Origin of the sequence: Cetobacterium sp. NK01, from assembly GCF_024506395.1 — a bacterium.
GTDB lineage: Bacteria > Fusobacteriota > Fusobacteriia > Fusobacteriales > Fusobacteriaceae > Cetobacterium_A > Cetobacterium_A somerae_A.
Window position 1 is genome coordinate 1,842,270 of record NZ_JANIBO010000001.1, and the last position, 26,959, is coordinate 1,869,228.

General features: G+C 32.4%; 26 protein-coding genes. 12 read left to right on the top strand and 14 right to left on the bottom strand.

Translation table 11 applies throughout. The features are described 5' to 3' along the window. The first annotated feature begins 34 nt into the window (after nt 1-34). Nucleotides 35-2,497 (top strand): AMP-binding protein, encoded by a 2,463-nt coding sequence (locus NON08_RS08905; protein ID WP_256691118.1) that lies wholly within the window; start codon nt 35-37, stop codon nt 2,495-2,497. 37 nt (nt 2,498-2,534) lie between these two features. On the opposite strand, the gene NON08_RS08910 is transcribed toward NON08_RS08905, so the two are convergent. From NON08_RS08910 to NON08_RS08925, 4 genes are all read right to left on the bottom strand, one after another. After that, the gene (locus tag NON08_RS08910) at nt 2,535-2,879 is read right to left on the bottom strand and encodes a histidine triad nucleotide-binding protein (protein WP_256691119.1); all 345 of its coding nucleotides are present in this window, start codon (nt 2,877-2,879) and stop codon (nt 2,535-2,537) included. A gap of 25 nt (nt 2,880-2,904) precedes the next feature. After that, nucleotides 2,905-3,333 (bottom strand): ribose 5-phosphate isomerase B, encoded by a 429-nt coding sequence (rpiB, locus tag NON08_RS08915; RefSeq protein WP_256691120.1) that lies wholly within the window; start codon nt 3,331-3,333, stop codon nt 2,905-2,907. Nucleotides 3,334-3,367: 34 nt separating this feature from the next. Then, nucleotides 3,368-3,853: an FKBP-type peptidyl-prolyl cis-trans isomerase gene (locus NON08_RS08920; protein ID WP_256691121.1), complete on the bottom strand. Its 486-nt coding sequence runs from the start codon at nt 3,851-3,853 to the stop codon at nt 3,368-3,370. Between the two features lie 95 nt (nt 3,854-3,948). Next, nucleotides 3,949-4,542: a DJ-1/PfpI family protein gene (locus NON08_RS08925; RefSeq protein WP_256691122.1), complete on the bottom strand. Its 594-nt coding sequence runs from the start codon at nt 4,540-4,542 to the stop codon at nt 3,949-3,951. A gap of 157 nt (nt 4,543-4,699) precedes the next feature. Here NON08_RS08925 and NON08_RS08930 point away from each other — a divergent pair, with 157 nt between their 5' ends. Together NON08_RS08930 and NON08_RS08935 are read left to right on the top strand one after the other, a co-directional pair. Further along, complete coding sequence (locus NON08_RS08930; RefSeq protein ID WP_256691124.1) at nt 4,700-7,051, top strand: aminotransferase class I/II-fold pyridoxal phosphate-dependent enzyme; 2,352 nt, start codon at nt 4,700-4,702, stop codon at nt 7,049-7,051. A 17-nt stretch (nt 7,052-7,068) separates the two neighbouring features. Beyond that, nucleotides 7,069-7,914 carry a MurR/RpiR family transcriptional regulator gene (locus NON08_RS08935; RefSeq protein ID WP_256691125.1) on the top strand — a complete coding sequence of 282 codons (846 nt, stop codon included), beginning with the start codon at nt 7,069-7,071 and terminating at the stop codon, nt 7,912-7,914. A gap of 25 nt (nt 7,915-7,939) precedes the next feature. Here the strand turns inward: NON08_RS08935 and NON08_RS08940 are convergent, their stop codons facing one another. Continuing rightward, nucleotides 7,940-8,077: a hypothetical protein gene (locus tag NON08_RS08940; RefSeq protein WP_023049622.1), complete on the bottom strand. Its 138-nt coding sequence runs from the start codon at nt 8,075-8,077 to the stop codon at nt 7,940-7,942. Nucleotides 8,078-8,257: 180 nt separating this feature from the next. Between NON08_RS08940 and NON08_RS08945 the strand changes: the two genes are divergently transcribed. Continuing rightward, a complete protein-coding gene (locus NON08_RS08945) occupies nt 8,258-9,586 on the top strand; it encodes an APC family permease (RefSeq protein ID WP_256691127.1) in 1,329 nt (442 codons plus the stop codon). A 47-nt stretch (nt 9,587-9,633) separates the two neighbouring features. On the opposite strand, the gene NON08_RS08950 is transcribed toward NON08_RS08945, so the two are convergent. The 7 genes from NON08_RS08950 to NON08_RS08980 form a co-directional block, all read right to left on the bottom strand. After that, nucleotides 9,634-11,016, bottom strand: a complete 1,383-nt coding sequence (locus NON08_RS08950; RefSeq protein ID WP_256691133.1) for a short-chain fatty acid transporter — start codon at nt 11,014-11,016, stop codon at nt 9,634-9,636. 79 nt (nt 11,017-11,095) lie between these two features. Continuing rightward, nucleotides 11,096-12,103, bottom strand: coding sequence for an electron transfer flavoprotein subunit alpha/FixB family protein (locus NON08_RS08955; protein WP_256691134.1), 1,008 nt, complete (start codon nt 12,101-12,103; stop codon nt 11,096-11,098). A 22-nt stretch (nt 12,104-12,125) separates the two neighbouring features. After that, on the bottom strand, nt 12,126-12,911 hold the full coding sequence (locus tag NON08_RS08960) for an electron transfer flavoprotein subunit beta/FixA family protein (RefSeq protein ID WP_256691135.1): 786 nt from the start codon (nt 12,909-12,911) through the stop codon (nt 12,126-12,128). 19 nt (nt 12,912-12,930) lie between these two features. Further along, the gene (locus tag NON08_RS08965) at nt 12,931-14,076 is read right to left on the bottom strand and encodes an acyl-CoA dehydrogenase (protein ID WP_256691136.1); all 1,146 of its coding nucleotides are present in this window, start codon (nt 14,074-14,076) and stop codon (nt 12,931-12,933) included. 20 nt (nt 14,077-14,096) lie between these two features. After that, on the bottom strand, nt 14,097-15,305 hold the full coding sequence (locus NON08_RS08970) for an acetyl-CoA C-acetyltransferase (protein ID WP_256691137.1): 1,209 nt from the start codon (nt 15,303-15,305) through the stop codon (nt 14,097-14,099). A gap of 24 nt (nt 15,306-15,329) precedes the next feature. Next, on the bottom strand, nt 15,330-15,995 hold the full coding sequence (locus tag NON08_RS08975; RefSeq protein WP_256691138.1) for a 3-oxoacid CoA-transferase subunit B: 666 nt from the start codon (nt 15,993-15,995) through the stop codon (nt 15,330-15,332). Next, complete coding sequence (locus NON08_RS08980; RefSeq protein WP_256691139.1) at nt 15,996-16,646, bottom strand: CoA transferase subunit A; 651 nt, start codon at nt 16,644-16,646, stop codon at nt 15,996-15,998. It abuts the gene before it with no gap. A 264-nt stretch (nt 16,647-16,910) separates the two neighbouring features. Between NON08_RS08980 and NON08_RS08985 the strand changes: the two genes are divergently transcribed. Next, the gene (locus tag NON08_RS08985) at nt 16,911-17,483 is read left to right on the top strand and encodes a TetR/AcrR family transcriptional regulator (RefSeq protein ID WP_256691140.1); all 573 of its coding nucleotides are present in this window, start codon (nt 16,911-16,913) and stop codon (nt 17,481-17,483) included. A 54-nt stretch (nt 17,484-17,537) separates the two neighbouring features. Here the strand turns inward: NON08_RS08985 and NON08_RS08990 are convergent, their stop codons facing one another. Both NON08_RS08990 and NON08_RS08995 read right to left on the bottom strand, forming a co-directional pair. Then, on the bottom strand, nt 17,538-18,377 hold the full coding sequence (locus NON08_RS08990; protein ID WP_256691141.1) for a 3-hydroxybutyryl-CoA dehydrogenase: 840 nt from the start codon (nt 18,375-18,377) through the stop codon (nt 17,538-17,540). Between the two features lie 27 nt (nt 18,378-18,404). Continuing rightward, nucleotides 18,405-19,184 carry an enoyl-CoA hydratase-related protein gene (locus tag NON08_RS08995; RefSeq protein WP_256691142.1) on the bottom strand — a complete coding sequence of 260 codons (780 nt, stop codon included), beginning with the start codon at nt 19,182-19,184 and terminating at the stop codon, nt 18,405-18,407. A 301-nt stretch (nt 19,185-19,485) separates the two neighbouring features. On the opposite strand from NON08_RS08995, the gene NON08_RS09000 reads away from it, so the two are divergent. From NON08_RS09000 to NON08_RS09030, 7 genes are all read left to right on the top strand, one after another. After that, complete coding sequence (locus NON08_RS09000; RefSeq protein WP_256691143.1) at nt 19,486-20,982, top strand: Na+/H+ antiporter NhaC family protein; 1,497 nt, start codon at nt 19,486-19,488, stop codon at nt 20,980-20,982. Nucleotides 20,983-21,012: 30 nt separating this feature from the next. Further along, nucleotides 21,013-21,399 (top strand): hotdog domain-containing protein, encoded by a 387-nt coding sequence (locus NON08_RS09005; protein WP_256691145.1) that lies wholly within the window; start codon nt 21,013-21,015, stop codon nt 21,397-21,399. A 3-nt stretch (nt 21,400-21,402) separates the two neighbouring features. Beyond that, on the top strand, nt 21,403-22,221 hold the full coding sequence (locus NON08_RS09010) for a 3-keto-5-aminohexanoate cleavage protein (protein ID WP_256691146.1): 819 nt from the start codon (nt 21,403-21,405) through the stop codon (nt 22,219-22,221). A 10-nt stretch (nt 22,222-22,231) separates the two neighbouring features. Then, nucleotides 22,232-23,266 (top strand): L-erythro-3,5-diaminohexanoate dehydrogenase, encoded by a 1,035-nt coding sequence (locus tag NON08_RS09015; protein ID WP_256691147.1) that lies wholly within the window; start codon nt 22,232-22,234, stop codon nt 23,264-23,266. 66 nt (nt 23,267-23,332) lie between these two features. Then, on the top strand, nt 23,333-24,574 hold the full coding sequence (gene ablA, locus NON08_RS09020) for a lysine 2,3-aminomutase (protein WP_256691148.1): 1,242 nt from the start codon (nt 23,333-23,335) through the stop codon (nt 24,572-24,574). A gap of 28 nt (nt 24,575-24,602) precedes the next feature. Further along, a complete protein-coding gene (locus NON08_RS09025; protein WP_256691151.1) occupies nt 24,603-25,625 on the top strand; it encodes a hypothetical protein in 1,023 nt (340 codons plus the stop codon). Next, on the top strand, nt 25,615-26,949 hold the full coding sequence (locus NON08_RS09030; RefSeq protein WP_256691153.1) for a MutS-related protein: 1,335 nt from the start codon (nt 25,615-25,617) through the stop codon (nt 26,947-26,949). Before NON08_RS09025 ends, NON08_RS09030 begins: the two co-directional genes overlap by 11 nt. Nucleotides 26,950-26,959 lie beyond the last annotated feature (10 nt).

The window sequence follows — 26,959 nt, forward strand, 5'->3', positions numbered from 1 at the left end:
TAAAAAACACCTGTAATAATTTGGGAGGAAAAAATTGGAATTTGTAAAGAATCATAATAAAACAGCGATATTTTATGAGGGGAAAGAATATTCGTATAAAGAGTTAATAGCGGGAGCTAAAGAGTATGCATCTCTTTTAGAGTTAGAAAAAGAGGGAAAAGCAGTAATATTTATGGAGAATAGGCCTGAATTACTGTATGCATTTTTAGGTATCTGGGATAAAAAAGGAACGTGTGTGTGTTTAGATGCAGCTTCGAAAGTATCAGAGTTTCAATATTTTATAGAGGACTGTACACCTAAGTATGTATTTGTTTCAAATAATACTTATGAAATAGCTAAGGAAGCAGTAGACTTATCAGGAGTACCAACAACAATTTTAAATGTAGATAATATTGATTTATCAAAAGCTGATAAAGAGGGAATTATCTATGCTCCAGATAGAGAAGCAGTAGCTTTAATACTTTATACTTCTGGAACAACTGGAAGTCCAAAAGGAGTAATGTTGACATTTGACAACATCTTAGTTAACATAGAGGGATTAAATAAATATAAAATGTATGAACCAACAGATAGAGTTTTAGCATTATTACCAATGCATCACATATTTCCACTTTTAGGTTCAGGAATAGTTCCTTTACAACAAGGAGCAACTATAGCATTTTTAAAAGAGTTATCATCACAAGCTATGGTAGAAGCATTAAAAAGTTATAAAATAACAATGATGATTGGAGTACCAAGACTTTGGGAGATGCTTCATAAAAAAATAATGGAAAAAATAAATTCAAATAAAGTTATAAAGACTTTGTTTAAAATGTGTGAAAAGCTTGATAATAAAGAACTGAGTAAAAAGATATTTAAAAAAGTTCATGAAGGATTTGGAGGAAATATAAGATTTTTCGTATCAGGAGGATCAAAATTAAATCCAGAAGTTTCAAGAGACTTTAAAACTTTAGGAATAGACGTATGTGAAGGATACGGACTTACTGAAACAGCACCGATGATATCATTTACTCCAATAAATCAAGTTGTACCAGGATCAGCTGGAAAAATAATGGATGGAGTTCAGGTAAAAATAGCCGAAGATGGTGAAATTTTAGCTAAAGGTAGAAACCTAATGAAAGGTTACTACAATAAACCTGAAGCAACTGCAGAGGTTATAGATTCAGAGGGATGGTTCCATACAGGGGATTTAGGAGAGTTAAAAAATGACTATCTTTTTGTAACTGGAAGAAAAAAAGAGATGATAGTTTTATCAAATGGAAAGAATATAAATCCAGTTGAAATAGAGCAGTTTATTTTATCAAAAACAGATTTAATAGAAGAGATGGTTGTAATAGAGTATGATTCATTGCTAACAGCAGTTGTATACCCTAATTTTACTAAGGTAAAAGAGCATAGAGTTACAAATATAGCAGAGACATTAAAAACTGGTGTAATAGATAAATACAATGGATCTACACCTAATTATAAAAAGATTTTAGATTTAAAGATAGTACAGCAAGAGTTACCAAAAACAAAGATTGGAAAGATAAGAAGATTTATGGTTCCAGCTCTTTTAGAGGGTAAAATTGAAGAGGAAAAAGAGGAGAATACACCAACATTTAAAGAGTATACAGCAATTGCAGAGTACCTAACTAACTTAAAAGGTAAAAAAGTCATGTCAAATGCTCACCTTGAATTAGATTTAGGATTAGATTCTCTAGATTTAGTTGAATTTATAGCCTTTGTTGAAAATAGTTTTGGAGTTAGTTTAACAGAGGAGATTCTAACAGAAAATCCAACAGTTATAAAAATAGCTGAGTATTTAAAAGAGAATGCAACAAGTTTAGAGATAAAAGATGTGGATTGGAAAAAAATATTAGAAAAAGATAACTTTGAAGGAATGCCAAAATCTAACTCTATGGGAAGAGTTATGAAGGCTCTATTCAAACCTATTTTCTCAATGTATATAAAGATTGAAAAAGAGGGTGTAGAAAATTCGAAAGTTTCAAAACCAACAGTATTTATAGGAAATCACCAAAGTTTCTTAGATGGATTTATATTAACTCAAAGTTTAGATAATAAAACTTTAGATAACACATATTTCTTAGCTAAAGTAGCGCACTTTAAAAAAGGATTTATGAGTTACTTAGGAGAGAACTCAAATATCATGTTAATTGATATTAACAAAAACTTAGCAGAAACACTTCAATGTGCAGCAACAGCTTTAAGAGAGGGAAAAAATATTGTTATATTCCCTGAAGGAACAAGAAGTAGAGATGGAGAGATGAGAGAGTTTAAAAAGTTTTATGGAATATTAGCTAAGGAGTTAAATGCAGATGTAGTTCCTTTTGGAATAAAAGGAGCGTATGAGTTATTCCCAGCTCATAGAAAGATGCCAAAGAGTGGAACTGTAAAGATAAAGTTCTTCCCAAAAGTATCTTGTGACAATGTAATTGTTGATGAATTAGTGGCTAAAAACTTTAATGAAATTAAAGAGTGGGTAGATAAGAGATAAAAAAAGGTTGCCAAAAGGCAACCTTTTTAAATTACTATTAAATTGATAACATAGGACCAAGGTGTTGTCCACCTAATAAGTGAAAATGTAGGTGAAATACCTCTTGTCCACCGTGAGAATTACAGTTTGTAATTACTCTGTATCCATCTTCAGAAATATTTAAATCTTTAGCAATATCTTTAATAGCTAGATACATAGCAGTTAAATACTCAGAATCCTCAGCAGATATATCATTTAATGTTGGAATCTCCTTTTTAGGAACAACTAAAATATGAATTGGTGCTTGAGGATTGATATCCTTAAAAGCTATAACTTTATCATTTTCAAAAACGATAGAAGCTGGAATCTCTCTATTTATAATTTTAGTAAATATAGTAGCCATTGTATTTTACTCCTTTAATAAAAGATTAAAGTTCGATAGCTTGGATTCTTGTTAAGTGTCTTCCACCTAGGAATTCAGTTTTTAAGAATTCGTCTACAATCTCAAGAGCTAAGATATCTCCAGTCATTCTAGCACCAAGAGCAAGAATGTTAGCGTCGTTGTGTTCTCTAGTTAACTTAGCCATAGTAGTATTAGAACATAAAGCTGCTCTTATACCTTTAAATCTATTTGCTGCAATTGAAATACCAATTCCAGTACCACAAATAAGGATACCACAATCTGCTTCTTTATTAAGAATAGAATTAGCTACAGCTTTTGCGTAAACTGGATAGTCAACTGATTCAGTTGAGTAACATCCTTTATCTAAAACTTCAAAACCTTTATCTTCTAAATGTTTCTTAACAATCTCTTTTAAAGCAAATCCACCATGATCTGCACCTAAAGCTATTTTCATATGTATCTATACTCCTTAATTCTTATAGTAATAATTAGTCTTCAAAACCGTGGAAGTGTGGATGTCCGTGCTCGATCTCCTCTTCAGTAGCTTCTCTAACGTCAGAAACTGTAACTTCAAATCTTAAATCTTTACCAGCAAATGGATGGTTTCCATCAGCAGTGATAACTTCATCTTCGATTTTTGTGATAATAAATGATTGCTCAGAACCATCATCCATATCTGCTATAAAGTCAAGTCCTTCATAGATATCATCAAATTCAACAAACTCAGATTTTTCCATATCAACGATTAAATCTTCGTCGTACTCTCCGTATCCTTCTTCTGGAGTTAATTCAATAGTAGTAGTATATCCTTTTTCTTTTCCTTCTAAAGCTTCTTCAATAGCTGGAACAAAGTTTCCAAATCCGTGGATATAGAAAAATGGTCCCACATCTTGTGTGTCCTCTAAAAGTTCTCCGTTGTTTTTGTCGTAAACTTTAAACTCAAGTGTTACTACTTTTCCTTCTTCTATTTTCATATAAAACACCTCACTAAAATCCCTATACAAGATAGGGTTATTTGACACTTTAAAGCATAACATAAAATACAAGAAATTTCATTAAAAATCTTAAATTATTTAAAAAATCCCATATTTTTTTTGACAACAATACAGTTTTCTTTATCTGTTAAAATTTCTAAAAGATAAAAAGCAACATCAATAGCTGTACTTGGTCCAGAAGAGGTAATAATATTTTCCCAAATAACAATATCTTCTCGAATAGATTTAGCACCATATTTTTCAAGTTGATTAAAATATCGATTATTATCTAAGAGATATGTAGTAGCTGGAATATTCTTTAAATACCCATGAATTCCAATAGCTAAAGCTCCAGTACAGATTCCAATTACAATCTTTTTATTTAAAATAAAATGATTTAACAAGGATTTTAATACTTCTGATTGAATATCATTAAAGAATCCTGCTTTACCAAATCCACCAGGAATAACTAAAGCTTGAAATTCATTTAGATCAATAGAGTTATTAGTAAGGTTAACTTCAGGAATTATTTTTAAATTCCAAGTGGCATAAACCTCGTCGTGAATAGCACAGATTGTGGGAAAAATTTTTTTATTTCCAACGATATTATTCCAACCAAAAACATCAATGAATGGCGATAATTCGAGGCTTTCAAAGCCATTTGATGCAAAAATTAAAATTTTTTTCATAAATTTTATATTTCCTTTCAAAAAATAGTTGACTTAATTTCCAAAAAGCTCTACAATATCTCGTATTTTAAAAGAAATTAATAATGTAAATTATATATTATTTTATAACTTTTTGATATCATTTTTAAGAACAAAATTTATTAAACAAGGAGGTAAGATGACTAAATTAAATCAATATCAAACACCTATATTCTCAACACTGAAGGACGTATATGCGAAAAGAGACATAATTCCTTTCCATGTTCCAGGGCATAAGAGAGGAAAGGGAATGGATAAAGAGTTTTACGAGTTTATGGGACCTAATCCCTTCTCAATTGATGTAACTATCTTTAAGATGGTTGATGGATTACACAATCCAAAGAGTTGTATAAAAGAAGCACAAGAGTTAGCAGCTGACGCTTATGGAGTAAAGAAAACCTTTTTCGCTGTCAATGGAACATCAGGAGCAATTCAAGCTATGATTATGTCTGTTGTAAAGCCAGGAGAGAAAATATTAGTCCCTAGAAATGTACATAAGTCAGTTTCTGGTGGAATTATATTAAGTGGATCAGTTCCAGTATATATGAATCCTGAAGTAGATGACGAATTAGGAATAGCTCATGGAGTTAGACCAGAAGTTGTTGAAAATATGCTTAAGCAGCATCCAGATACAAAGGCTGTTTTAATCATTAACCCAACATACTATGGAGCTGCAACTGATATCAAAAAGATTGCAGATATAGTTCATAGCTATGATATTCCTTTAATAGTTGATGAGGCTCACGGAGCTCACTTACACTTCCATGAAGAGTTACCTATATCAGCAATAGATGCAGGAGCAGATATTTGCTGTCAAAGTACTCATAAAATAATTGGAGCAATGACACAGATGTCAATGTTACATGTAAACTCAACAAGAGTTGATGTAAATAGAATACAACAGATATTAAGTATTTTACATACAACATCACCTTCATATCCACTTATGGCATCATTAGACTGTGCTAGAAGACAGATTGCTACAGAGGGAAGAGAGTTATTAACAAGAACATTGAAATTAGCAAGAGATTTAAGAGCAGAAGTTAATAAAATACCAGGTATTTTCTCTTTTGGAAAAGAGATTGTAGGAAGATATGGAATTCATGATTTTGATGAAACAAAACTTTCTATATCAGCAAGAGAGTTAGGATTAACAGGATTTGAGTTAGAGACATTACTTGTTGATGACTATAATATTCAAGTTGAGTTATCCGATTTCTATAATGTATTAGGATTAATAACATTAGGAGATGACGAAGTAAGTACAGGTAAATTACTTGATGCTTTAAAAGACATAAGTAAAAGATTCTTTGGAAAAGGAAAGAAAATAGCAGAATCTGTTGGTAAAATGCCAACAATTCCAGAGTCTATATTAATTCCAAGAGAGGCTTTCTACAGTGAAAACAATAAGGTTAAATTCTTAGAGAGTGAAGGAAAAATTTGTGCTGAGATGATTATGGCATATCCACCAGGAATTCCAGTAATCTATCCAGGAGAAAGAATAACAAAAGATATAATAACATATATTCAAAACTTAAAGGCAGCTAAGCTTCACGTTCAAGGAATGGAAGATCCTGAGTTAGAATATGTTAAAGTTATAGATGAAGAGGATGCAGTATACCTATATACAGAGAAGATGAAAAATAAAATGTTTGCTGTTCCAATGAACTTAGGTGCAAATAAAGCAGGTATTGAATTTGGACCAGAAGTTTTAGAAGAATATTTCCCAGATACATTTGGAGAGATGACTTACATTGATATTGAAAAGCAAAGAGAAAACTTTAACGAGTGGTCATTAAAGTATAAAAATACAATACTTAATACTTGTGAAAAGTTAGCATCAGCAGTAAATGAAGCTGTAAGAGATGGATATAGACCAATAACAATTGGTGGAGATCATTCAATAGCTTTAGGATCTATATCAGGAGTTGCATTAGAAAAAGAAGTTGGGGTAGTGTGGATTGATGCTCATGGAGATATGAACACTGACGAAACAACAATGTCAGGAAACATCCATGGTATGCCACTAGCACTTTTACAAGGAGCTGGAGACAGAGACTTAGTTAACTGTTTCTACGAAGGAGCTAAAATTGACAGCAAAAATGTTGTAATTTTAGGAGCAAGAGATTTAGATGTAAAAGAAAGAGACGTTATAGAGGAATTAGGAGTTAAAGTAATCCCTTATGATGAGGTTGTGCATAAAGGATTAGACAATGTTCTAGAGGAAATTAAAGATTACTTAAAAATCGATAATATTCATATAAGTTTCGATGTGGATTCTGTTGATCCAGAGTTTGCACCAGGGGTAAGTACACCAGTTAGAAATGGATTTACTCCAGAAGAGATGTTTAAAACATTTAGATTCTTATTTAAAAACTACTCTATAACATCAGTAGATATAGTGGAATACAATCCAGTAAACGATAAAAATGAGAAAACTATGAATTTTGTAAATGATTTAACGGAGTTTGTATTAAATCCAAACGTATAAGTATATAGAGGTGTGAGATGAAAAAGGCGGTATTAGCTAACTTAGAGCAAAATTATTCAACATATAGTAAAAGTTTCAAGAAAATTGTAGACTTTATAAAACATAATCAAAGCATAGTATCATTTATCTCAATAAATGAATTAGCTAAAGAGACAGGGACTAGTCCAGCTACAATTACAAGATTTTCAAAAAGTTTAGGTTTTAAAGGATATCCTGATTTCCAAAGAGTGTTCCAAAAAGATGTTGAAATATCAACTTCTCAAATGAAAGAGTTTAGAGAAGAGATTGATTCAGTATCTAGAGATGGAATATTAGGAGAGATTATAACTACAAATATAGAACTTTTAGAAGAGATGGATATTGTAACTATAGAGGATCAACTAGAAAAAGCTATGGAAATGATAAAAAATAGTAGAAAATTATATATCTTAGGAGCAAGAGGATCTTACGCATTAGCATATTATCTATATTTTATGCTAAAAGAGTTAAGAGAGGATGTAGAGTTAATGATATCAGGAGCATCTGATTTTACAGATAAAATATTATATTCAAGTCCTGATGATGTGCTATTTACAATATCATTCCACCCATATACAAACTTTACTTGTCAAGTAACTGAATTTTTTAAAGAGCAAGGAAACAAAATAATTACTATGACTGATAAGAAAGACTCTGTTTTAGGTAATATATCTGATTTGGTAATCACAACTAAAAATGGAGGAAAAGCTTATACTTTTGTTCCAGGAATAATTATCTTAAATGCTTTACTTTTAAAATTTGGAAAACAAAATAAAGAGGAAAGTATTGAAAGATTAGATAAATTAAAGAAAATAACAGATAGATTTAATATCTACCAAAGATAAAAAAAGAGAGCGAGAGCTCTCTTTTTTATCTTTGATATTTTAACTTTATAAATAGATTATCTAAACTTCTTAATATAAGACCAATTAAAAGTAGCGGAAATAAGTAGAACTTTGCTGAATAATCCACTATAGAGTTATTATTAGTTCTTTTCTTTTCTAACATTTTTATTTTGTTCACCCCTTTTATTTACAAAAGTAATTATATACCACTTTTTCCATTTATGCAAGAAATAAAAAATACTTGTCTTGAAAGGTAAATTATGCTAAAATGTTTAATCGAAAAGTACTTTTAATTAAGTAAGTAAATACTAAAAAAATAGAATACATTAACAAGGAGAAAGAAATGAGTGAGAATTTAGAAAAAAGATATGGCTTTTCAGTTGCCTTTTCCATGGTTGTAGGAATAGTTATTGGAATAGGAATTTTCTTTAAAGCTGGTCAAATATTAGTAGCATCTAATATGAATCCTAAAATAGCCATAGCAGCTTGGGTACTTGGAGGTATAATCTCTATATTATCAGGTCTTACAGCGGCAGAAGTAGGAGCAGCTATTCCTGAAACTGGTGGAATGATTGCATGGATTAAGAAAATCTATGGAAAAAAAATAGCATTTTTAGTTGGGTGGGCTCAACTTATAATATATTTTCCAGCTTTAATAGGATTAATTGCATACTATTTTGCAGTATTCACAGGAAATTTTTTAAATATAGATCCTAGTAATACTATGTTTTTAGGTGGAACAGCTTTTGTAGCTATAACGTTCCTATTTGCAATAAATATTTTTACAAAAAATGTAGGTGGAAAAATTCAAACTATAGCTACAGCAGCTAAAATTGTACCACTTTTACTAATAACTGTATTTGGTTTTTTATCTGGAGATAATCAATCAGGAATGTTTTATATGACAGAGATTACAAAAGAAGCGACATCTTCATCACCTTTGGTTTTACTTGGTTTATCTCTTGTACCAATTATGTTTGCTTTTGATGGATGGATATATGTTGGAACAATAGCAGGAGACTTAAAAAATGTAAAAAAAGATCTTCCTAGAGCTATAATATTGGGATTAGGATTTATAGCTGTATTTTATGTAGGTTTAAATTTAGCTTTATTAAATGTATTCACAGCTGAAGAGATTGTACAAGTTGGTATGTTTGGAGTTGCAACAAAGTTATTTGGACCAATGGGAGCTAAATTTATATTCTTAGGAATTATGGTTTCAGCTTTTGGAGGCTTAAATGGTATGATATTAGCATCTACAAGAATACCTTATACTTTAGCAATAGAGGGACATCTTCCAAAGAAAGAGTTCTTTGCTAAAATAGATGATAAGCACAAACAACCGATAAACTCATCAGTAGTTATGTATTTATTATCAGTTTTCTTCTTAATTGCTATGATAATAACAGGTAATCCAGATGTATTTGGAGATATACCAGTAGCATTATTCTGGTTATTCTATTGTTTAGTATTTTTAGGGTTATTTATTTTAAGAAAAAATGAGCCAAATTTAGAAAGACCATATATAGTACCATTCTATCCAGTAGTACCAATATTGGCACTAATAGGTGGAGCATCAATATTTATTTATGCAGCTATATCAAATCCAACATATATGGGAATATCAGTTGCTTTAACACTAACAGGTCTTTTTGTTTATAGAGAAAATTAATAAAAATATATATAAAAAAGGTTGCTAAAAAAGCAACCTTTTTTCATTTATAAGAAAGTTAATCCTAACATGATAATGATACCAGAGTAAATTGTAATAATAACTCCATATCCCATAATATCTTTTGCCCCTAATTTTGCAATACCTAAAGCAGGTAGAGCCCAGAATGGTTGAATCATATTAGTCCAAGCATCTCCCCAGGCAATAGCCATACCAGTTCTAGCTGTTGAAACTCCAAGTTCCACACTTGCTGGCATCATAATTGGAGCTTGAACAGCCCATTGCCCTCCACCAGATGGAACAAAGAAGTTTACAATTCCAGCACTAAGGAAAGTTAAGCTTGGGAATGAAAGTGCAGTAGATGAACTAATAAAACTTTGTGATATCATACCTGCTAAAGAAGCTCCTGCACTATTTTGTCCAACCATCATTCCCATTATTCCAGCATAAAAAGGAAATTGAAGTATAATACCAGCGGCTCCTTTACATGCATTTCCAAAAGCTGTAAGAAGATTTTTTGGAGTTTTATGAGCTATAATTGCAGTAACTAAAAATATCATATTAACAATATTTAAGTTTAAATCAAATCCTTTTTGGATAAAATATCCAATTATATATGTATATCCAAGAGCACCAATAAGCATATTAACAACAGGACTGTTTTCAATTTTATCAGCAGGAGTCATAGTGTCTTTATCAAAGGTAAAGGTTTGTACATCATCCTCTAATAAAGCTGGGTCAACTTGGAAAACATCCTCTTTATTTTTAGGGTGCATAGCAGCATTTAATAATGGTAGAGTAAATAGTAGTGTAAAAAGAATAATCAAATTATATGATGAAAAAAGAGTTTGAGATGTACTAATCCCTTTATCTAAAGCACCAGCAGTAGCTTTAGAAAGGTTTCCAGAAGCTAAAGTAAGAGGGATAGAACCAGATATTCCTCCATGCCATAATAAAAAACCTGAATAAGCTGAAGCTATAAGAAGACGATAATCAACACCTCTAATTTTTTTAGCAATCTCTTTCGCATAAATAGCTCCAATAACAAGTCCAAATCCCCAGTTTAAAATACAAGCCACTCCAGATATAAAAGTAACATATATGATTGCTTGAAGTGGTGACTTAGGAAGATGAGATAGTTTATCTAGAATTTTTTTAAAAAAAGGTGCAGTTGCCAAAGTGTGCCCAGTAACAAGAACCATAACCATCTGCATAGAAAAAGCAAGTAAAGACCAAACACCATTTCCCCAGTGCATAGCAATTTGGAAAGGAGATTGTTTAGTCATAATAGTTGCAGCAATGAAAACTATAAAGGTAAGAATAGCTGCAAAAAGAAAAGCATCAGGAAGATATTTTTGCATTATAGTAACACAAAGATGAGTGAATTTTTCAAAAATATTAAATTGTTTATTATTTGCTGTATTGTTCAATTTTTATACCTCCAGTATCTTATTTAAAAAAGCAAAGGATATCAACTATCCTTTGCTTTAAAGTAGTAACTGTTAAGATTTATTTTTCAGCTTTTGCTTTTCTAATCTCGTCAACTAAGTAAGTTGCTGTTTTTCCTAAATCAGTTACTAATCCTAAATCTGCTACTCCAAAAATAGGTGCTCCTTTATCTTTATTTATAGCTATTATGTACTCTGATTCTTCCATTCCAGCTAAGTGCTGTATTGCTCCAGAGATTCCAAATGCAAAGTATACATCTGGTCTAACTGTTTTTCCTGTTTGTCCAACTTGTCTGTCATGACTTACTATTCCAGCATCAACTAACGCTCTAGAAGCTGCTGCTACTCCACCAAGTTCATTTGCAAGAAGTTCTAAGTTGTCAAATCCACCTTGAGCTCCAACTCCTCTTCCTCCTGAAACTAAGATCTTAGCTTCTGTAATGTCCACTTTTGCTTTTGCTTCTTTTATTATATTTAAAACTTTTACTTTCATTTTTGAGTGGTCAAAGTTAACTTTAAAATCTATAATTTTTCCATCTCTTTTCTCATCTCTTGATAATCTTGTCATAACTCCAGGTCTAACCGTAGACATTTGAGGTCTATGATCAGGACAGATGATAGTAGCCATTAAGTTTCCACCAAAAGCTGGTCTTGTCATTAGAAACTCTCTATTTTCTCCAATCTCTAACATTGTACAGTCAGCTGTAAGCCCTGTTTCAATTCTAGATGAGATTCTAGGTCCTAAGTCTCTTCCAAGTGTAGTCGCTCCAATTAATACAATTTCAGGTTTTTTCTCATTAATAACTGCTGAAAACGCTTGCGTGTAAGCTTCTGTATCATAGATTGCTAACTCTTTAGAATCTACAACAACAACTTCATCAGCACCGTAAGCAACTAACTCTTTAGCTAAATTTTGAATATTATATCCTAAAAGTACAGCAGTAACTTTCTCATCAAGAGATTTAGCTAACTCTTTTCCTTTACCGATTAACTCTAATCCAACATTTTGTAGTACTCCCTCTCTTTGCTCAGCAAAAACAAGGATCCCTCTATATTCATTTAAATTCATGACATTCTCCTTCTTTAAAATTTTAGATTATAAATTTTTCCTTTAATTTTTCAATGATGATTTTTGCTGCTTCTTGAGGGTCAACTTCATAAAGTTGTCCAGCTGCTTTAACACCTTTAGTGAACGATTTCTTAACCTTTGTTGGAGAACCTTTAAGTCCTAATTTCTCCTCATCTACATCAGATAATCTATCTACTCCCCAAACCTCAACCTCTTTATTGAAGGCTTCTACAATGTTTTTAACGTTCATGTATCTAGGTTTGTTTGCTTCAGCTAAGATTGTCATTAAACAAGGCTTTTGAACTTGAAGTAACATATATCCTTCTTCAGTAGCTCTTTTTACTTCAAATGTATCTTTTCCATCAAACTTAATATCATTTACATACGTAATTTGTGGAAGGTTTAAAAACTCAGCAATCTGTGGACCAACTTGTGCAGTATCTCCATCAATAGCTTGTCTTCCTGCGATAATAAGATCATAATCTAACTCTTTTAAAGCTGCTGATATCGCGTGAGATGTAGCAAGTGTATCAGCTCCTGCAAATTTTCTATCAGTTAAAAGTATCGCTCTATCTACTCCCATAGCAATAGCTTCTCTTAAAGCTGAATCAGCTTGAGGAGGTCCCATTGTTATAGCAGTAACGTGCGCTCCAAACTCATCTTTTAATCTTAATGCTTCTTCTAATCCACCTTTATCATCTGGATTTATGATACTAGGTACTCCATCTCTAATAAGAGTTCCTTTAACAGGATCTAATCTAATCTCTGTAGTATCAGGTACTTGTTTTATACATACAACTATTTTCATTCTGTTTAATCCTCCCAATTTACTTTAGTAATGATCCTGCAATAACCATTCTTTGAACTTCTGAAGTTCCCTCATAAATCTCAGTAATCTTAGCGTCTCTCATCATTCTCTCAACAGGATACTCTCTTGTATATCCGTATCCTCCGTGAAGTTGAACAGCTTTTGTAGTTACATCCATAGCTGTTTCAGCAGCAAATAGCTTTGCAGTAGCAGCATCAACTGAGTAGTTCTCTTTTCTAGATTTTTTCCAAGCAGCTTTGTAAACTAGGTGTTTTGAAGCTTCAACTTTTGCATACATATCAGCAATTTGGAACTGTGTATTTTGGAATTGAGAAAGAGATCTTCCAAACTGTTTTCTCTCTTTTACATATTTAATAGTTTCATCTAAAGCTCCACCAGCAATTCCAAGAGCTTGAGCAGCAATTCCAATTCTTCCACCATCAAGAGTCATCATAGCAATTTTAAAACCTTTTCCTAAAGCACCAATTAAATTTTCCTTTGGAATTCTACAATCTTCAAAGATTAACTCACAAGTTGCAGAACCTTTAATTCCAAGTTTTTTCTCTTTTTTACCTACAGAGAATCCAGGAGTATCACCTTCAACTATGAAAGTTGAGATACCTTTTAAACCAGCTGATTTATCAGTCATAGCAAATATAATATAAACGTGAGCATATCCAGCGTTTGTTATAAATATTTTAGAACCATTTAATACCCACTCATTAGTTTTTTCATCAAACCAAGCAGTAGTTTGTTGTCCAGCAGCGTCAGTACCAGCGTTTGGTTCAGTTAAACCAAAAGCACCAATCCATTCACCAGAAGCCATTTTAGGAAGATACTTTTGCTTTTGCTCCTCAGTTCCAAACTCTAAAATAGGAGCAACTCCTAAAGAAGTATGAGCAGAAAGGATAACTCCAGTAGTACCACAAACTTTTGAAAGCTCTTCAACAGCCATAGTATACATAATTTGGTCTCCACCAGCACCACCGTACTGAGTAGGAATAACAATTCCCATAAGACCAGTTTTACTCATTTTTTCAACAGTTTCAACAGGGAATCTCTCTTCCTCATCAATTTCAGCAGCAAGAGGTTTAACTTCATTTTCAGCAAAAGCCGTTATCATTTGCTTAAAAAGTTCTTGCGATTTAGTTAATGTAAAATCCATTTATTTCCTCCTAATATATTTTATTGAACATTTTTTACTATTATTGCAGTCCCCATTCCTCCACCGATACAAAGACTTGCTAAACCATATTCAGATTTTCTTTTTTTCATTTCATGTACAAGAGTAGTTAGTATTCTAGCTCCACTAGCACCAACAGGGTGTCCTAAAGCGATTGCTCCACCATTTACATTAGTTTTATCATTAAACCAAGTAGGATCTATTGAGTACATTTCGCAAAGCTCTTTCATAACTCCAAGAGACTGAACTGCAAAAGCTTCATTAAGTTCTAAGATATCCATATCTTCTAATTTCATTCCAGTTTTATCTAAAACATTTTTTATAGCTGGAACAGGTCCAAGTCCCATAACTAAAGGATCAACTCCTCCTTGTCCAACTCCAACAATTTCAACTAAAGGAGTTAAGTTATATTTTTTAACAGCTGATTCAGAAGCTATAAGTAAAATTGCAGCTCCATCATTTATACCAGAAGCATTTCCAGCTGTAACAGAACCATCTTTTTTAAATGCCGGTCTAAGTTGAGAAAGCTTTTCTAAAGATGTTTTTCTATTTGGATATTCATCTGTATCAACAACTATTGTTTCTTTTCTATCTTTTACTTCAATAGGAACAATTTCATCTTTGAAACGTCCACTATCAATTGCAGCAATTGCTTTTTGTTGAGATTCTATAGAGAACTGATCTTGTGCTTCTCTAGAGATATTGTGCTTTTCAGCGATATTTTCAGCAGTTATTCCCATGTGAACTCCATGGAAAGCATCTGTTAAAGCATCTAAAATCATATGATCTTTAGCTAAAGAGTCTCCCATTTTAATTCCTGTTCTAATGTTATGGTTAAGTAGATGTGGAGCTTGTGACATAGATTCAGTTCCACCTGCTAAAATAAGAGAAGCTTCACCAGATTTTATAATTTGATATGCTGACATAACAGCCTTCATTCCACTTCCACAGATAATATTTAAAGAGTAAGCTGGAACTGAGTAAGGAACTCCTCCTCTAACAGCTGATTGTCTTCCAACCCCTTGAGCATGACCAGCAGATAAAACATTTCCAACAATTACTTCATCCAAGTTATTAGGATCAACTTTAGTTTCTTCAAGAATATTTTTTATAACTTCTCCAGCTAAATGACTTGGAGATACTTTGTTTAAAGAACCTAAAAAAGATCCAATGGGAGTTCTTTTTGCAGCTACAATATAGATTTTTTCCATTTATTTAAAAACCTCCTAGTAATTTTATACTTCCATAATTTTTAAATTTTCGCTGATGATTAATTCTGCTTCAGTAGAATTTTTTATATCTTCAATTGAAGAGTATGGGCTAAGCTCTTTTAAAACAATACCTTTGTCAGTTACTTCCATAACTCCCTTTTCTGTAACAATCAGATTAACTTCATTAGCTGCAGTAAGTGGTAAAGTACAGTTTTTTAAGATCTTTGGAGCTCCCTTAGCTGTATGTTCCATAGCGATAATAACCTTTTTAGCTCCTACAACTAAATCCATAGCTCCTCCCATTCCAGGAACCATTTTCCCAGGAACCATCCAGTTAGCTAAGTTTCCTTTTTCATCAACTTGTAAAGCACCTAAAACAGTTGCATCCACATGTCCACCACGAATTATTCCAAATGATGTGAAGCTATCAAAGAAGCAACCTCCAGGAGCAATAGTTACTAATGATCCACCTGCATTAGATATTCTACAATCCTCTTCAGCTTCACAAGGTGTAGGCCCCATACCAATTAGACCATTTTCAGATTGTAGTGCAACATATATATCTTTAGGGATGTAGTTAGCTACTTCAGTTGGTAGTCCAATTCCTAAGTTAACAACATCTCCATCTTCAAACTCTTTTGCTACTCTTCTAGCAATAATCTCTCTAATTTTTTCTTTAGTAAGTTCCATTTATCTTCCTCCCTTAACGATATAATCCACAAATATACCTGGAATAACTACTTCGTTAGGATCTAAATATCCATCTATAATCTCTTCAGCTTCAACAATTACTGTATCAGCAGCAGTAGCCATTATAGTATTAAAGTTTCTAGTTGAACCGTGGAAAGATACATTTCCAAGAGAGTCTACTTTTGTACCATAAATAAGTGCTACATCAGCTTTTAATGGCTTTTCAAGAAGATATTTTTTTCCATCTATTTCAATAACTTCTTTTCCTTCCTGAACAACAGTTCCAACACCAGTAGGAGTTAAAATACCACCAAGACCAGCTCCAGCAGCTCTAATTCTTTCTGCTAAAGTTCCTTGAGGAACTAGCTCAACCTCCATCTCTCCACTGTGCATTTGTTTACCAGTTTCAGGATTAGTTCCAATGTGAGAAACGATGGCTTTTTTAATTCTTTTATTTACCACTAGTTTTCCTCTTTCAAAATCTGGAAAACTTGTATCGTTGGCAATAAGAGTTAAATCTTTTGTACCATTTTCCAATAACTTTTCAATAACCTCTTTAGGAGAACCACACTTTAAAAACCCTCCAGTCATAAGAGATGAACCGTCTTTAATAAGTGATGCTGCAAAATCAACAGAGACCAATTTTTTCATAACTTCACTCCTTTGTTTAAGTTAGCAAGTACATACTTGCCTATTTTCAGTATGAATATATACCTCATACGGAAACTAAATGTCAATAGTGAAATAAAAAATATTTTTTTCGAACATAAAAAAGGTGTTATAAACACATAATTAGAGAGAGGTTTAAAAAATAAAAATTTTTTTTTATTTTGTAAAAAAATATTTGACAAAAGAGTCAAAAGTGAGGTATATATTGGGATAACATTTAAAAATATGGGCAGAATTGGAGGAATGATGAAAACACGGGATAAGATTTTAGATTGTGCACAAAGACTCTTTTCAGAAGAGGGGTTTGATAAAGTTTCAACAAAACGTATTGCCAAGGAAGCAGAGTGTAATGAAGTAACTATTTTTAGATTATTTGGAACGAAAAATAGAGTTTTAGAAGAGATAATAAATAAATTTGTAGAGGAAAGTAAAATTATTCGATCTCTACATGAGAGTCTAACGGGGGAATTAGAGCAAGATATAGCAAAGAGTATGCTACTCTATCAAAACTTTTTACACCAGCATGAAGTTATTTTTAGACTTCAATTAAAGCTTTCAGACAGTGAAAATCAAAAGTTTTTAAGAACAATTGATTTTAAAAACTATTTAGTGGATCATTTTATAGGAGTTTTTTATGAAAATAAAGTTCATTATTCTCCAGAGAGCTTTGTAAATGATATGTTAAGTAGTGTAATGGGAAGTTTTCTTTTAAAAATTTTAACGCAAGGGAAATTCACAGGGGAAAGGGATGGGCATTTTTTAAGTGAAAAAATTAAATTTTATCAGAATTCGATTAATCAGTATAAAAAAACAAAATAAAGAGAGATAAAAAAGAGAAAACCAATGAAAGCAGGTTTTCTCTTTGTTTTTTTATTAATATTTATAGAATCCTTCTCCAGTTTTTCTTCCAAGTTTTCCAGCTCTAACCATTTTCTTTAAAAGTGAATGCGCTCTATATTTTGGATCACCAAACTCTGTAGCTAAAACATCCATAATTGCTAAAACAACGTCAAGTCCAACTAAATCTCCTAAAGCCAATGGTCCAATAGGATGATTAGCACCATACTTCATAGCATTATCAATATCTTCAGCAGTGGCAACACCATCAGCTAAAATTCCAATAGCTTCGTTAATCATAGGAATTAAAATTCTATTTACAACAAATCCAGGAGCTTCTTCACATAAAACAGGCTCTTTTCCAAGTTCCTTAGAAAGTTTTAAAATAGTTTCATAAACCTCTTGGCTTGTAGTGTATCCCTTTATAATTTCAATAAGTTTCATAACAGGAGCAGGATTGAAGAAGTGCATTCCTATTACTCTTTCAGGATGTTTTGTAGCACATGCAATCTCAGTTATAGAAAGAGAAGATGTATTAGTAGCAAATATAGCTTTCTCAGAACAGATTCCATCTAAGTTAGAAAATAGCTCTTTTTTAATATTCATTCTTTCAGATACAGCTTCAATAACTAAATCTGCATCTTTAGCATCTTCAATATTTGAAGTTGTATGGATCTTTGCTAAAATCTCATTTTTTCTGTCCTCTGTGATCTTTTCTTTTTCAACTAACTTACTTAAACTTTTAACAAATCCTTTTTTAGCTTTTTCAAGAGCTTCAGCACAAATATCTGTCATTAAAACATCATGCCCACCAGTTGCAAAAACTTGAGCAATCCCGCTCGCCATAACTCCAGCACCAACAATAAATACTTTCATTTTTCCTCCTTATAACTTCTGTATAATTTATTTGTTAATAAAGTTTGCTTTTCTTTTTTCTAAAAATGCAGTCATTCCCTCTTTTTGATCTTCTGTTGAGAAGCAAAGACCAAATAAACTACTTTCAATGAACATAGATGTAGTTTCGTCCACTTGAATTCCTTTGTTTATAGCTTCTTTTGAATATTGAACAGCTAATCTAGCATTAGAGCTAATTTTATTTGCCATATTTAGTGCATATTCCATAAGTTTATCGTGCTCGATTACTTGGTTAACTAATCCAATAGCTTTAGCTTCATGAGCATCTATAATATTTCCTGTAAAGATTAGCTCTTTAGCCTTAGCTAGACCAACTAATCTAGGAAGTCTTTGAGTTCCTCCAGAACCAGGAGTTATACCAAGAGTAACCTCAGGTTGACCAAGTTTAGCTTTATCAGAAGCTATTCTAATATCACAAGACATAGCAAGTTCGCAACCTCCCCCTAAAGCAAATCCGTTTATAACAGCAATAACAACTTTATTGATGTTTTCCACTGCGTTAAAGGCGTTAGTTCCTAAGATACCAAAGTCTTTAGCTTCTTTTGTGCTTAAATCTCTCATAAAAGAGATGTCTGCTCCAGCAACGAAAGAACGTCCTTCCCCAGTAAGTAGGATAACATCAATTTCATCATTTTTTTCTAACTGAGAAAAGCATTGATGAATCTCTTTGTAAGTTTCTTCATTTAGTGCGTTTAAAGATTCAGGTCTGTTGATTTTAACTATACAGACTTTACCGTGAATCTCAGTTAAAAGATTTTTAAATACCATTTTTTTCCTCCTTGCTAACTAAATTGTAGTTAAAAAATACTTAACGAGACCCTTATTACCTCATGAAACTTAAATTTGTCAAATTTTTTTTATTTTTTTTAAATTTTTTTTATATGCGAAAAGTGTCTGTAATAGGAAGTTATAGTACTGAAATAAAACTAAAAAAATGAAAATAATTTAAAAATACTATTGACTTAAAAAAAAACGTGAGGTATATATAGCTAATGACAAAACTAAAGTAAGCACTCACTTACATCCTACTGAAAATTTTATGAGAAAATAAACATTCTAGGAGGAAAATATGGGAACGGTAACGGCGATAATAAAGCTTAGTCCAGTTTTAGTTTTGGCAGGACTAATGATGAGTGGGTATGATGCATTATTAGCAGCACCAATAGCAACAGTATATGCAGCACTTGTGGCATCACTTGTGGCAAAGAAAAAAATAAGTGATATTATAGATGCCTGTATTAAAAATGCAAGAGAGATGCAAATAGCCTTTTTTATCCTAATGATGGCCTATGCAATGGCGGAAGCTTTTATGTCAACAGGAGTTGGAGCTTCTATAATTAACATAGCTTTAGGATTTGGGTTAACAGCTAGAACAGTTGCAGTGGTAGGAGTTATAGTAACATCTATTCTATCAATAGCAACGGGAACAAGCTGGGGAACATTTGCAGCGTGTGCACCAATATTCTTATGGCTAAACCATATAGTTCAAGGAAACATGTTCTTAACTTTAGCAGCAATAGCTGGAGGAGCATGCTTTGGAGATAATATAGGTCTTATATCAGATACAACAATAGTAAGTTCTGGAATTCAAAGAGTTGAAGTTGTTAAAAGAATAAGACACCAAGGTGTTTGGTCAGGGTTAGTACTTGTGTGTGCAGTAATAACTTTCTATGTAGTGAGTGTTGCTATGGGATTACCAACGGAGATTGGAAGTCCAGTTGAGGCTATAAATCAGATACCTGAATCAGCTTGGGCCGCTCTAGCAGAGAAAAGAGAGAGTGCGGTAGCATTACTTAATCAAGTTAAAAGTGGAGTGCCTTATTATATGGTTATTCCTCTAATTCTAGTTTTAGTTTCAGCATTTAAAGGAGTAAATACACTATTATGTTTATTCCTTGGAATTTTTGCATCTTTTATATGTGGAACTTTTGCTGGAACTGTTGAAAGTCCATCAGCGTTTTTAGATCTAATCTACACTGGATTTGAAGGAGCAGGATCTTGGGTTATCGTAATGATGATGTGGGTTGCGGCATTTGGTGGAATAATGAAAATAATGGATGCCTTTAGACCGGTATCGATTCTTATTAAAAAGATTTCTGGAAATGTTAGACAACTTATGTTTTACAACGGTGTTTTATCAGTTTTAGGAAATGCGGCATTGGCAGATGAGATGGCACAAATCGTAACAATAGGACCAATCATTAAAGAGTTAGTTGAAAAAAATGTAAAAGGAAGTCCACAAGATATAGAGACATTAAGACTTAGAAATGCAACATTTAGTGATGCACTAGGAGTTTTTGGATCTCAATTAATTCCATGGCACGTTTACATTGGATTCTACTTAGGAATAGCAAATGCAGTTTATCCATTGGCTTCATTCACAGCTATGAGTATTATAAAGTTTAACTTTATGGCATACATAGCAGTGGGAAGTATATTAATATTAACTTTAACAGGACTAGATAGATTTGTACCAAGATTTGCTTTACCATCAGAGCCAGCTGTACAGTTAGCGGGACAAAACGAAGAAGTTGAAGTGGCAACAGAAACAGAAGAGTTAGCATAATAAAAAATATGTGAAGGAGAGATAGGAGTTATGACAAAATCAATGATAAGATTAAGAATGAGTTCAGCAGATGCTCATTATGGTGGAAATTTAGTAGACGGAGCAAGAATTTTACAGTTATTTGGAGACGTAGCAACAGAGCTACTTATAAAGCATGATGGGGATGAAGGTTTATTCAAGGCTTATAGTGAGGTAGAGTTTATGGCTCCTGTTTATGCTGGAGATTATTTAGAGGTTATAGGAGAGATTACAAAAGTTGGAAACACTTCAAGAGCTATGAGCTTTGAAGCAAGAAAAGTAATAATACCAAGACCAGATATTTGTGATTCAGCAGCAGATTTTTTAGAAGAACCTATTGTAGTGTGTAAAGCAGTTGGTACTTGTGTAGTTCCAAAGGCTGTTCAAAGAAAGGGGTAGACTATGGAAAAGTTAATAATAACAGCAGCAATTTGTGGTGCTGAAGTGACAAAAGAACACAATCCAGCTGTACCATATACAGTAGAAGAGATAGCAAATGAAGCGTATAGCGCATACAAAGCGGGGGCGAGTGTTATCCATCTTCACGTTAGAGAGGACGATGGAACTCCAACTCAAAGAAAAGAAAGATATGATGAGTGTATAAAAGCTATAAAGGAAAGATGTCCAGATGTTATAGTTCAACCATCTACTGGTGGGTCAGTGGGGATGACATCAGCTGAGAGATTAGAGCCAGTTGATTTAAAGCCAGAGATGGCAACATTAGATTGTGGAACATTGAACTTTGGTGGCGACGAGATTTTTGTAAACACTGAAAATATGATAAAAGAGTTTGGAAAAAAGATGATAGATTTGGGTGTTAAGCCAGAGGTTGAAGTTTTTGATAAATCGATGATAGACATGGCAATTAGATTATGCAAAAAAGGGTTTATTAAGGAGCCGATTCACTTTAGTTTTGTAATGGGAGTAAATGGTGGAATTTCTGGAGATTTAAGAGATTTCATATTTTTAAAAGAGAGCATACCTTGTGGTTCTACATATTCAGTTGCTGGGATTGGAAGATTTGAATTCACTCTTGCGGCGGCTTCTATAATATCAGGAGGTCACGTAAGAGTTGGATTTGAAGACAATATATATATTGAAAAAGGTGTATTAGCAAAAAATAATGGTGAGTTAGTTGAAAAAGTTGTAAGACTTGCAAAGGAGTTTGGAAGAGAGATAGCAAATCCAACTGAGGCAAGAAAAATATTAGGTTTAAATTAAGGAGGATATTATGAAAAAGGGATGCAAATTTGGAACACATAGAGTAATAGAGCCTGTTGGATCATTACCACAAGGAGCATTAAAAATATCTAATGATATGGAGATTATGTCAAATGAGGTATTAATAGATGTACAAACTCTAAATATCGATTCAGCAAGTTTTACACAAATTAAAGAAGCATGTAATAAAGATGAGAAAAAAATGGCAGAGATGATTGAAAAAATAGTTGCAGAGAGAGGGAAAATGCAAAACCCTGTAACAGGTTCAGGAGGGATGTTAATTGGAACTATTGAAAAAATAGGACCAGATTTCCCTGATAAAAACTTAAAAGTAGGAGATAAAATAGCAACTTTAGTTTCTCTTTCATTAACGCCTTTAAAGATAGAGGAGATTAAAAAAATAAATATATCAAATGACCAAGTAGATGTAAAAGCTAAAGCGATTTTATTTGAAAGTGGGATATATGCAGTTTTACCAAATGACGTTCCTGAGAAGTTAGCACTTGCAGCGTTAGACGTAGCTGGAGCACCTGCTCAAGTTGAGAAGCTAGTTAAAGAGGGAGACACAGTTTGTATCATTGGTGGAGGAGGAAAATCTGGAATCCTTTGCTGTTATCAAGCTATGAAAAATGTAGGAAAAACTGGAAAAGTTATTGTGTTTGAATATTCAGAAGCAAATGCACAAAGAATAAGAGATTTAGGACTTGCTCATGTTGTATTAGTAGGAGACGCAACAAAGCCAGTAGAGATCTATAATAAAATAAATGAAATCACAAATGGGGAGTTATGTGATGTTGTAATAAATAACGTAAATGTTCCTGGAACAGAGATGTCATCTATATTAATAACAAAAGATGATGGAGTAGTTTACTTCTTCTCTATGGCTACATCATTTACAAAAGCTGCTTTAGGAGCAGAGGGTGTAGGAAAAGACGTAACTATGATAGTTGGAAATGGATATACAAAAGGGCATGCTAATTTAACTTTAGAGATCATAAGAGAATCTAAAGCAATTAGAGAGTTATTTGAAAAATTATACGTTTAATTAATAGTAATTAAAAATTTGTTAAAAATAAAAAGGTTTCAATAGAAAATTTGGAGGAGTTTATCGATGATGAATTTGAGAGAGAGATTTAACGTAACAGACGAGCAGTGGAATGATTGGAAATGGCAAGTTAGAAATAGAATAGAAACTTTAGATCAATTAGAAAGCTTAATGACATTAACAGATAAAGAGAAAGAGGGAATTAAAAAATCATTAGAAACTATTAGAATGGGAATTACTCCATACTATTTAAGTATAATGGATCCTAACGATCCTAAGTGTCCTGTGAGAATGCAAGCAGTACCATCTATAAATGAGTTACATAAGTCAGCAGCAGATCAATTAGATCCACTTCATGAAGATGGAGATTCACCTGTTCCAGGACTTACTCACAGATATCCAGATAGAGTATTACTTCTAGTGACAGATATGTGTTCAATGTACTGTAGACACTGCACAAGAAGAAGATTTGCAGGACAAACAGATCACGCTTTACCAATGGAGAGAATTGAAAAAGCTATTGAGTATATAAGAAATACACCTCAAGTTAGAGACGTATTACTTTCAGGAGGAGATCCGTTACTTTTATCTGATGATAACTTAGAGCATATTATCAGCAAATTAAGAGAGATTCCACATGTTGAAATTGTAAGAATTGGATCTAGAACTCCAGTTGTTATGCCACAAAGAATCACTCCAGAGCTATGTAATATGTTAAAAAAATATCACCCGATCTGGTTAAATACTCACTTTAATCACTCTAAGGAGATCACTCCAGAAGCTATCAAAGCTTGTAACATGTTAGCAGATGCAGGAGTTCCTTTAGGAAATCAATCGGTTTTATTAAAAGGAGTAAACGACTGTGTACATATAATGAAAGATTTAGTTCATAACTTAGTTAAAATGAGAGTTAGACCATACTACATCTATCAATGTGACTTATCAATGGGAATTGAGCACTTTAGAACACCTGTATCTAAAGGAATTGAAATAATCGAAGGATTAAGAGGTCATACATCAGGATATGCAGTACCTACATTTGTTGTAGATGCTCCAGGTGGAGGAGGAAAAACTCCAGTTATGCCAAACTACATAATATCTCAATCTCCAGATAAAGTTGTACTTAGAAACTTTGAGGGAGTAATCACAACATATACTCAACCTACAAACTATGAGAATACTTGTGAATGTGATGTTTGTAAAGGGGAAACAAAGAGAAAACAAGTTGGAGTAGCAGGACTTATGAGTGGATGTGAAGAGACTTTAGAGCCAAGACAACTTGATAGAAAACAAAGAAACGCTCATTAATATATAGAAAGCTTGAAAGGAGAGAATCATGCCCTTTATAAAAGATATAAAAAAATATAAAAGTATAGCAACTATAGGACTAGAAAAGAACGTTGGTAAGACAGAAACTATGAATTATATCTTAAAAAGATTGAAAAATGAAGGAGTAGCAGCAGCAGTAACCTCTATAGGTATAGATGGAGAAACTGTTGATATAGTGACAGAGACGTCAAAGCCTGAAATAACAATCTATGAAGGGATGATTTTTGTAACTAGTGAAAAACACTATATAAAAAAGAGATTTCAAGCTGAAATTTTAGATGTTAGTGAAAAATCCACTGCTCTAGGGCGCCTTGTAACAGCAAGAGCCCTAGGAGAGGGAAAAGTTTTACTGTCTGGACCATCTAATGGAACTTGGGTAAAAGAGATTATTGATGAAGTTCTAAAAAAAGATGTAGACAGTGTTTTAGTAGATGGGGCCCTATCACGTTTAAGTGTAGGGTCTCCTATTATTACAGAAGGGATAGTTTTATCTACTGGAGCGGCAGTTTCTATTAATAGTAAAGAGATTATAAAAAAGACAAAGCACATTATAAATCTTCTTCAATTGGAAAATATATCTCAGTCAAAAAAAGAAAAAATAATAGACTTAGAAGATGGTATATATAAAATTTTGTGGGAAAAGGAGATTATAAATAAACTTCCTATAAAGTCTATTTTAAATTTTTCTCAGTTAGAAGAGAATATTTTTCAAGAAAAATGCACTCTTTATATAACAGGGGTTTTAACAGAGAGATTTATAGAGGGATTAACAAAGCAGAGTTTTTTAGAAAACATAGAGATTGTAGTTAAAGATTTTACAAAAATATTTGTTTCAGGAGAGATACTAAATAGGTTTATGCGAAAAGGTGGAACACTAAAAGTATTATTAAAAACAGAGTTAGTTGCAATAACAATAAATCCTGTAGCACCAACAGGGCATATATTAGATTCTAAAGAATTAATAAAAGCTATAGAGGAGTTCACAGATGTACCAGTTGTTAATCTAAGGGAGGAAGGTTATGAATTTTGAGAAGATAGGCTTTGATTATATAATTGATACCTTAGATATAGTTAGTAAGTTAGGACGAAAGAGTTTAAAAAAAGTGGAGTTTTCAAAAGATCCAGTTGAATTGGAAAAAGAGTATGAAAATCTACACTCTGTAATCTCTCTTTTAGAAAAAAATCCTAAAATATATACTACAATAAAAAGAAAATTATCAGTACTAAAAGATATAGAGAGCATTGTAAATAGATTATCTAATGGATATATATTAGATGATATTGAACTTTTTGAGATTAAAATTTTTTCCATGATCTCCCAAGAGATATATGAAATTTTGAGAGAGGAGTATAAATTTTTAGCCCCTCAAAATTTGGAAAAAGTAATTGATATATTGGATCCAGATAAACTTAGAATAGCAAGTTTTCATATATATAGTTCCTACTCCATAGAACTGTCTGAGGTTAGAAAAGCCATAAAAGAAACTAAAGATGAAACATTGTATGAAACTGAGATGCAGTTGGAAGATGATGTAAGAAAGGTTATTAGTAGGAAATTATCAAACTATAATCAAGTTTTAAAAAGTTCTATAAAAAGATTGGGTTATTTAGACATAGTTTTAGCTAAAGCTCATCAAGCTAAAAAGCTTAATTTAGTAAGACCTGTTTTTGGAGAAAAAACTGAGCTTAAAGGTATTTTTAATCCAAAGGTTTTAAAAATTTTAGAAGAGAAAGAGAAAAGTTATCAAAAGGTAGACATTACATTACATAATGGTGTTACTGTTATAACAGGAGCTAACATGTCTGGGAAAACCTTAACATTAAAAACTTTAGGGTTGGTACAAAATATGGCTCAAATGGGGTTTTATATTCCAGCTATAAAAGGGATGATACAACTTGTTGATGAAATCTGCTTATCTATAGGAGATACCCAATCTTTAGAAGAGGGGTTATCATCTTTTGCAGGAGAGATGCTAGAGATAGATAGAATAGTTAAAAAGATTAAAAAAGGGGTTAGACCTCTGGTTTTAATAGATGAATTAGCTAGAACAACTAATCCACAAGAGGGAAGAGCACTTTTAAAAAGTGTAATAACTATTCTTAATAATTATTTTATAGAGTCTGTAATAACAACTCATTATGATCAAGTTGGAGAAGAAGTAGTAAAACTTAGAGTGGCTGGAATTAGAAAAGATGAGTTAGAAGAGGGTGTAAGTTATAAAAATATAGAGGATTATATAGATTACTCTCTAATTGAAGTAGATGATGATAGTGTTCCAGAGGAAGCATTAACAATAGGGAAACTATTAAAAATAGATGAGGATATTATAAATAACGCATATAAGTATTTATAAGGAGGATGTT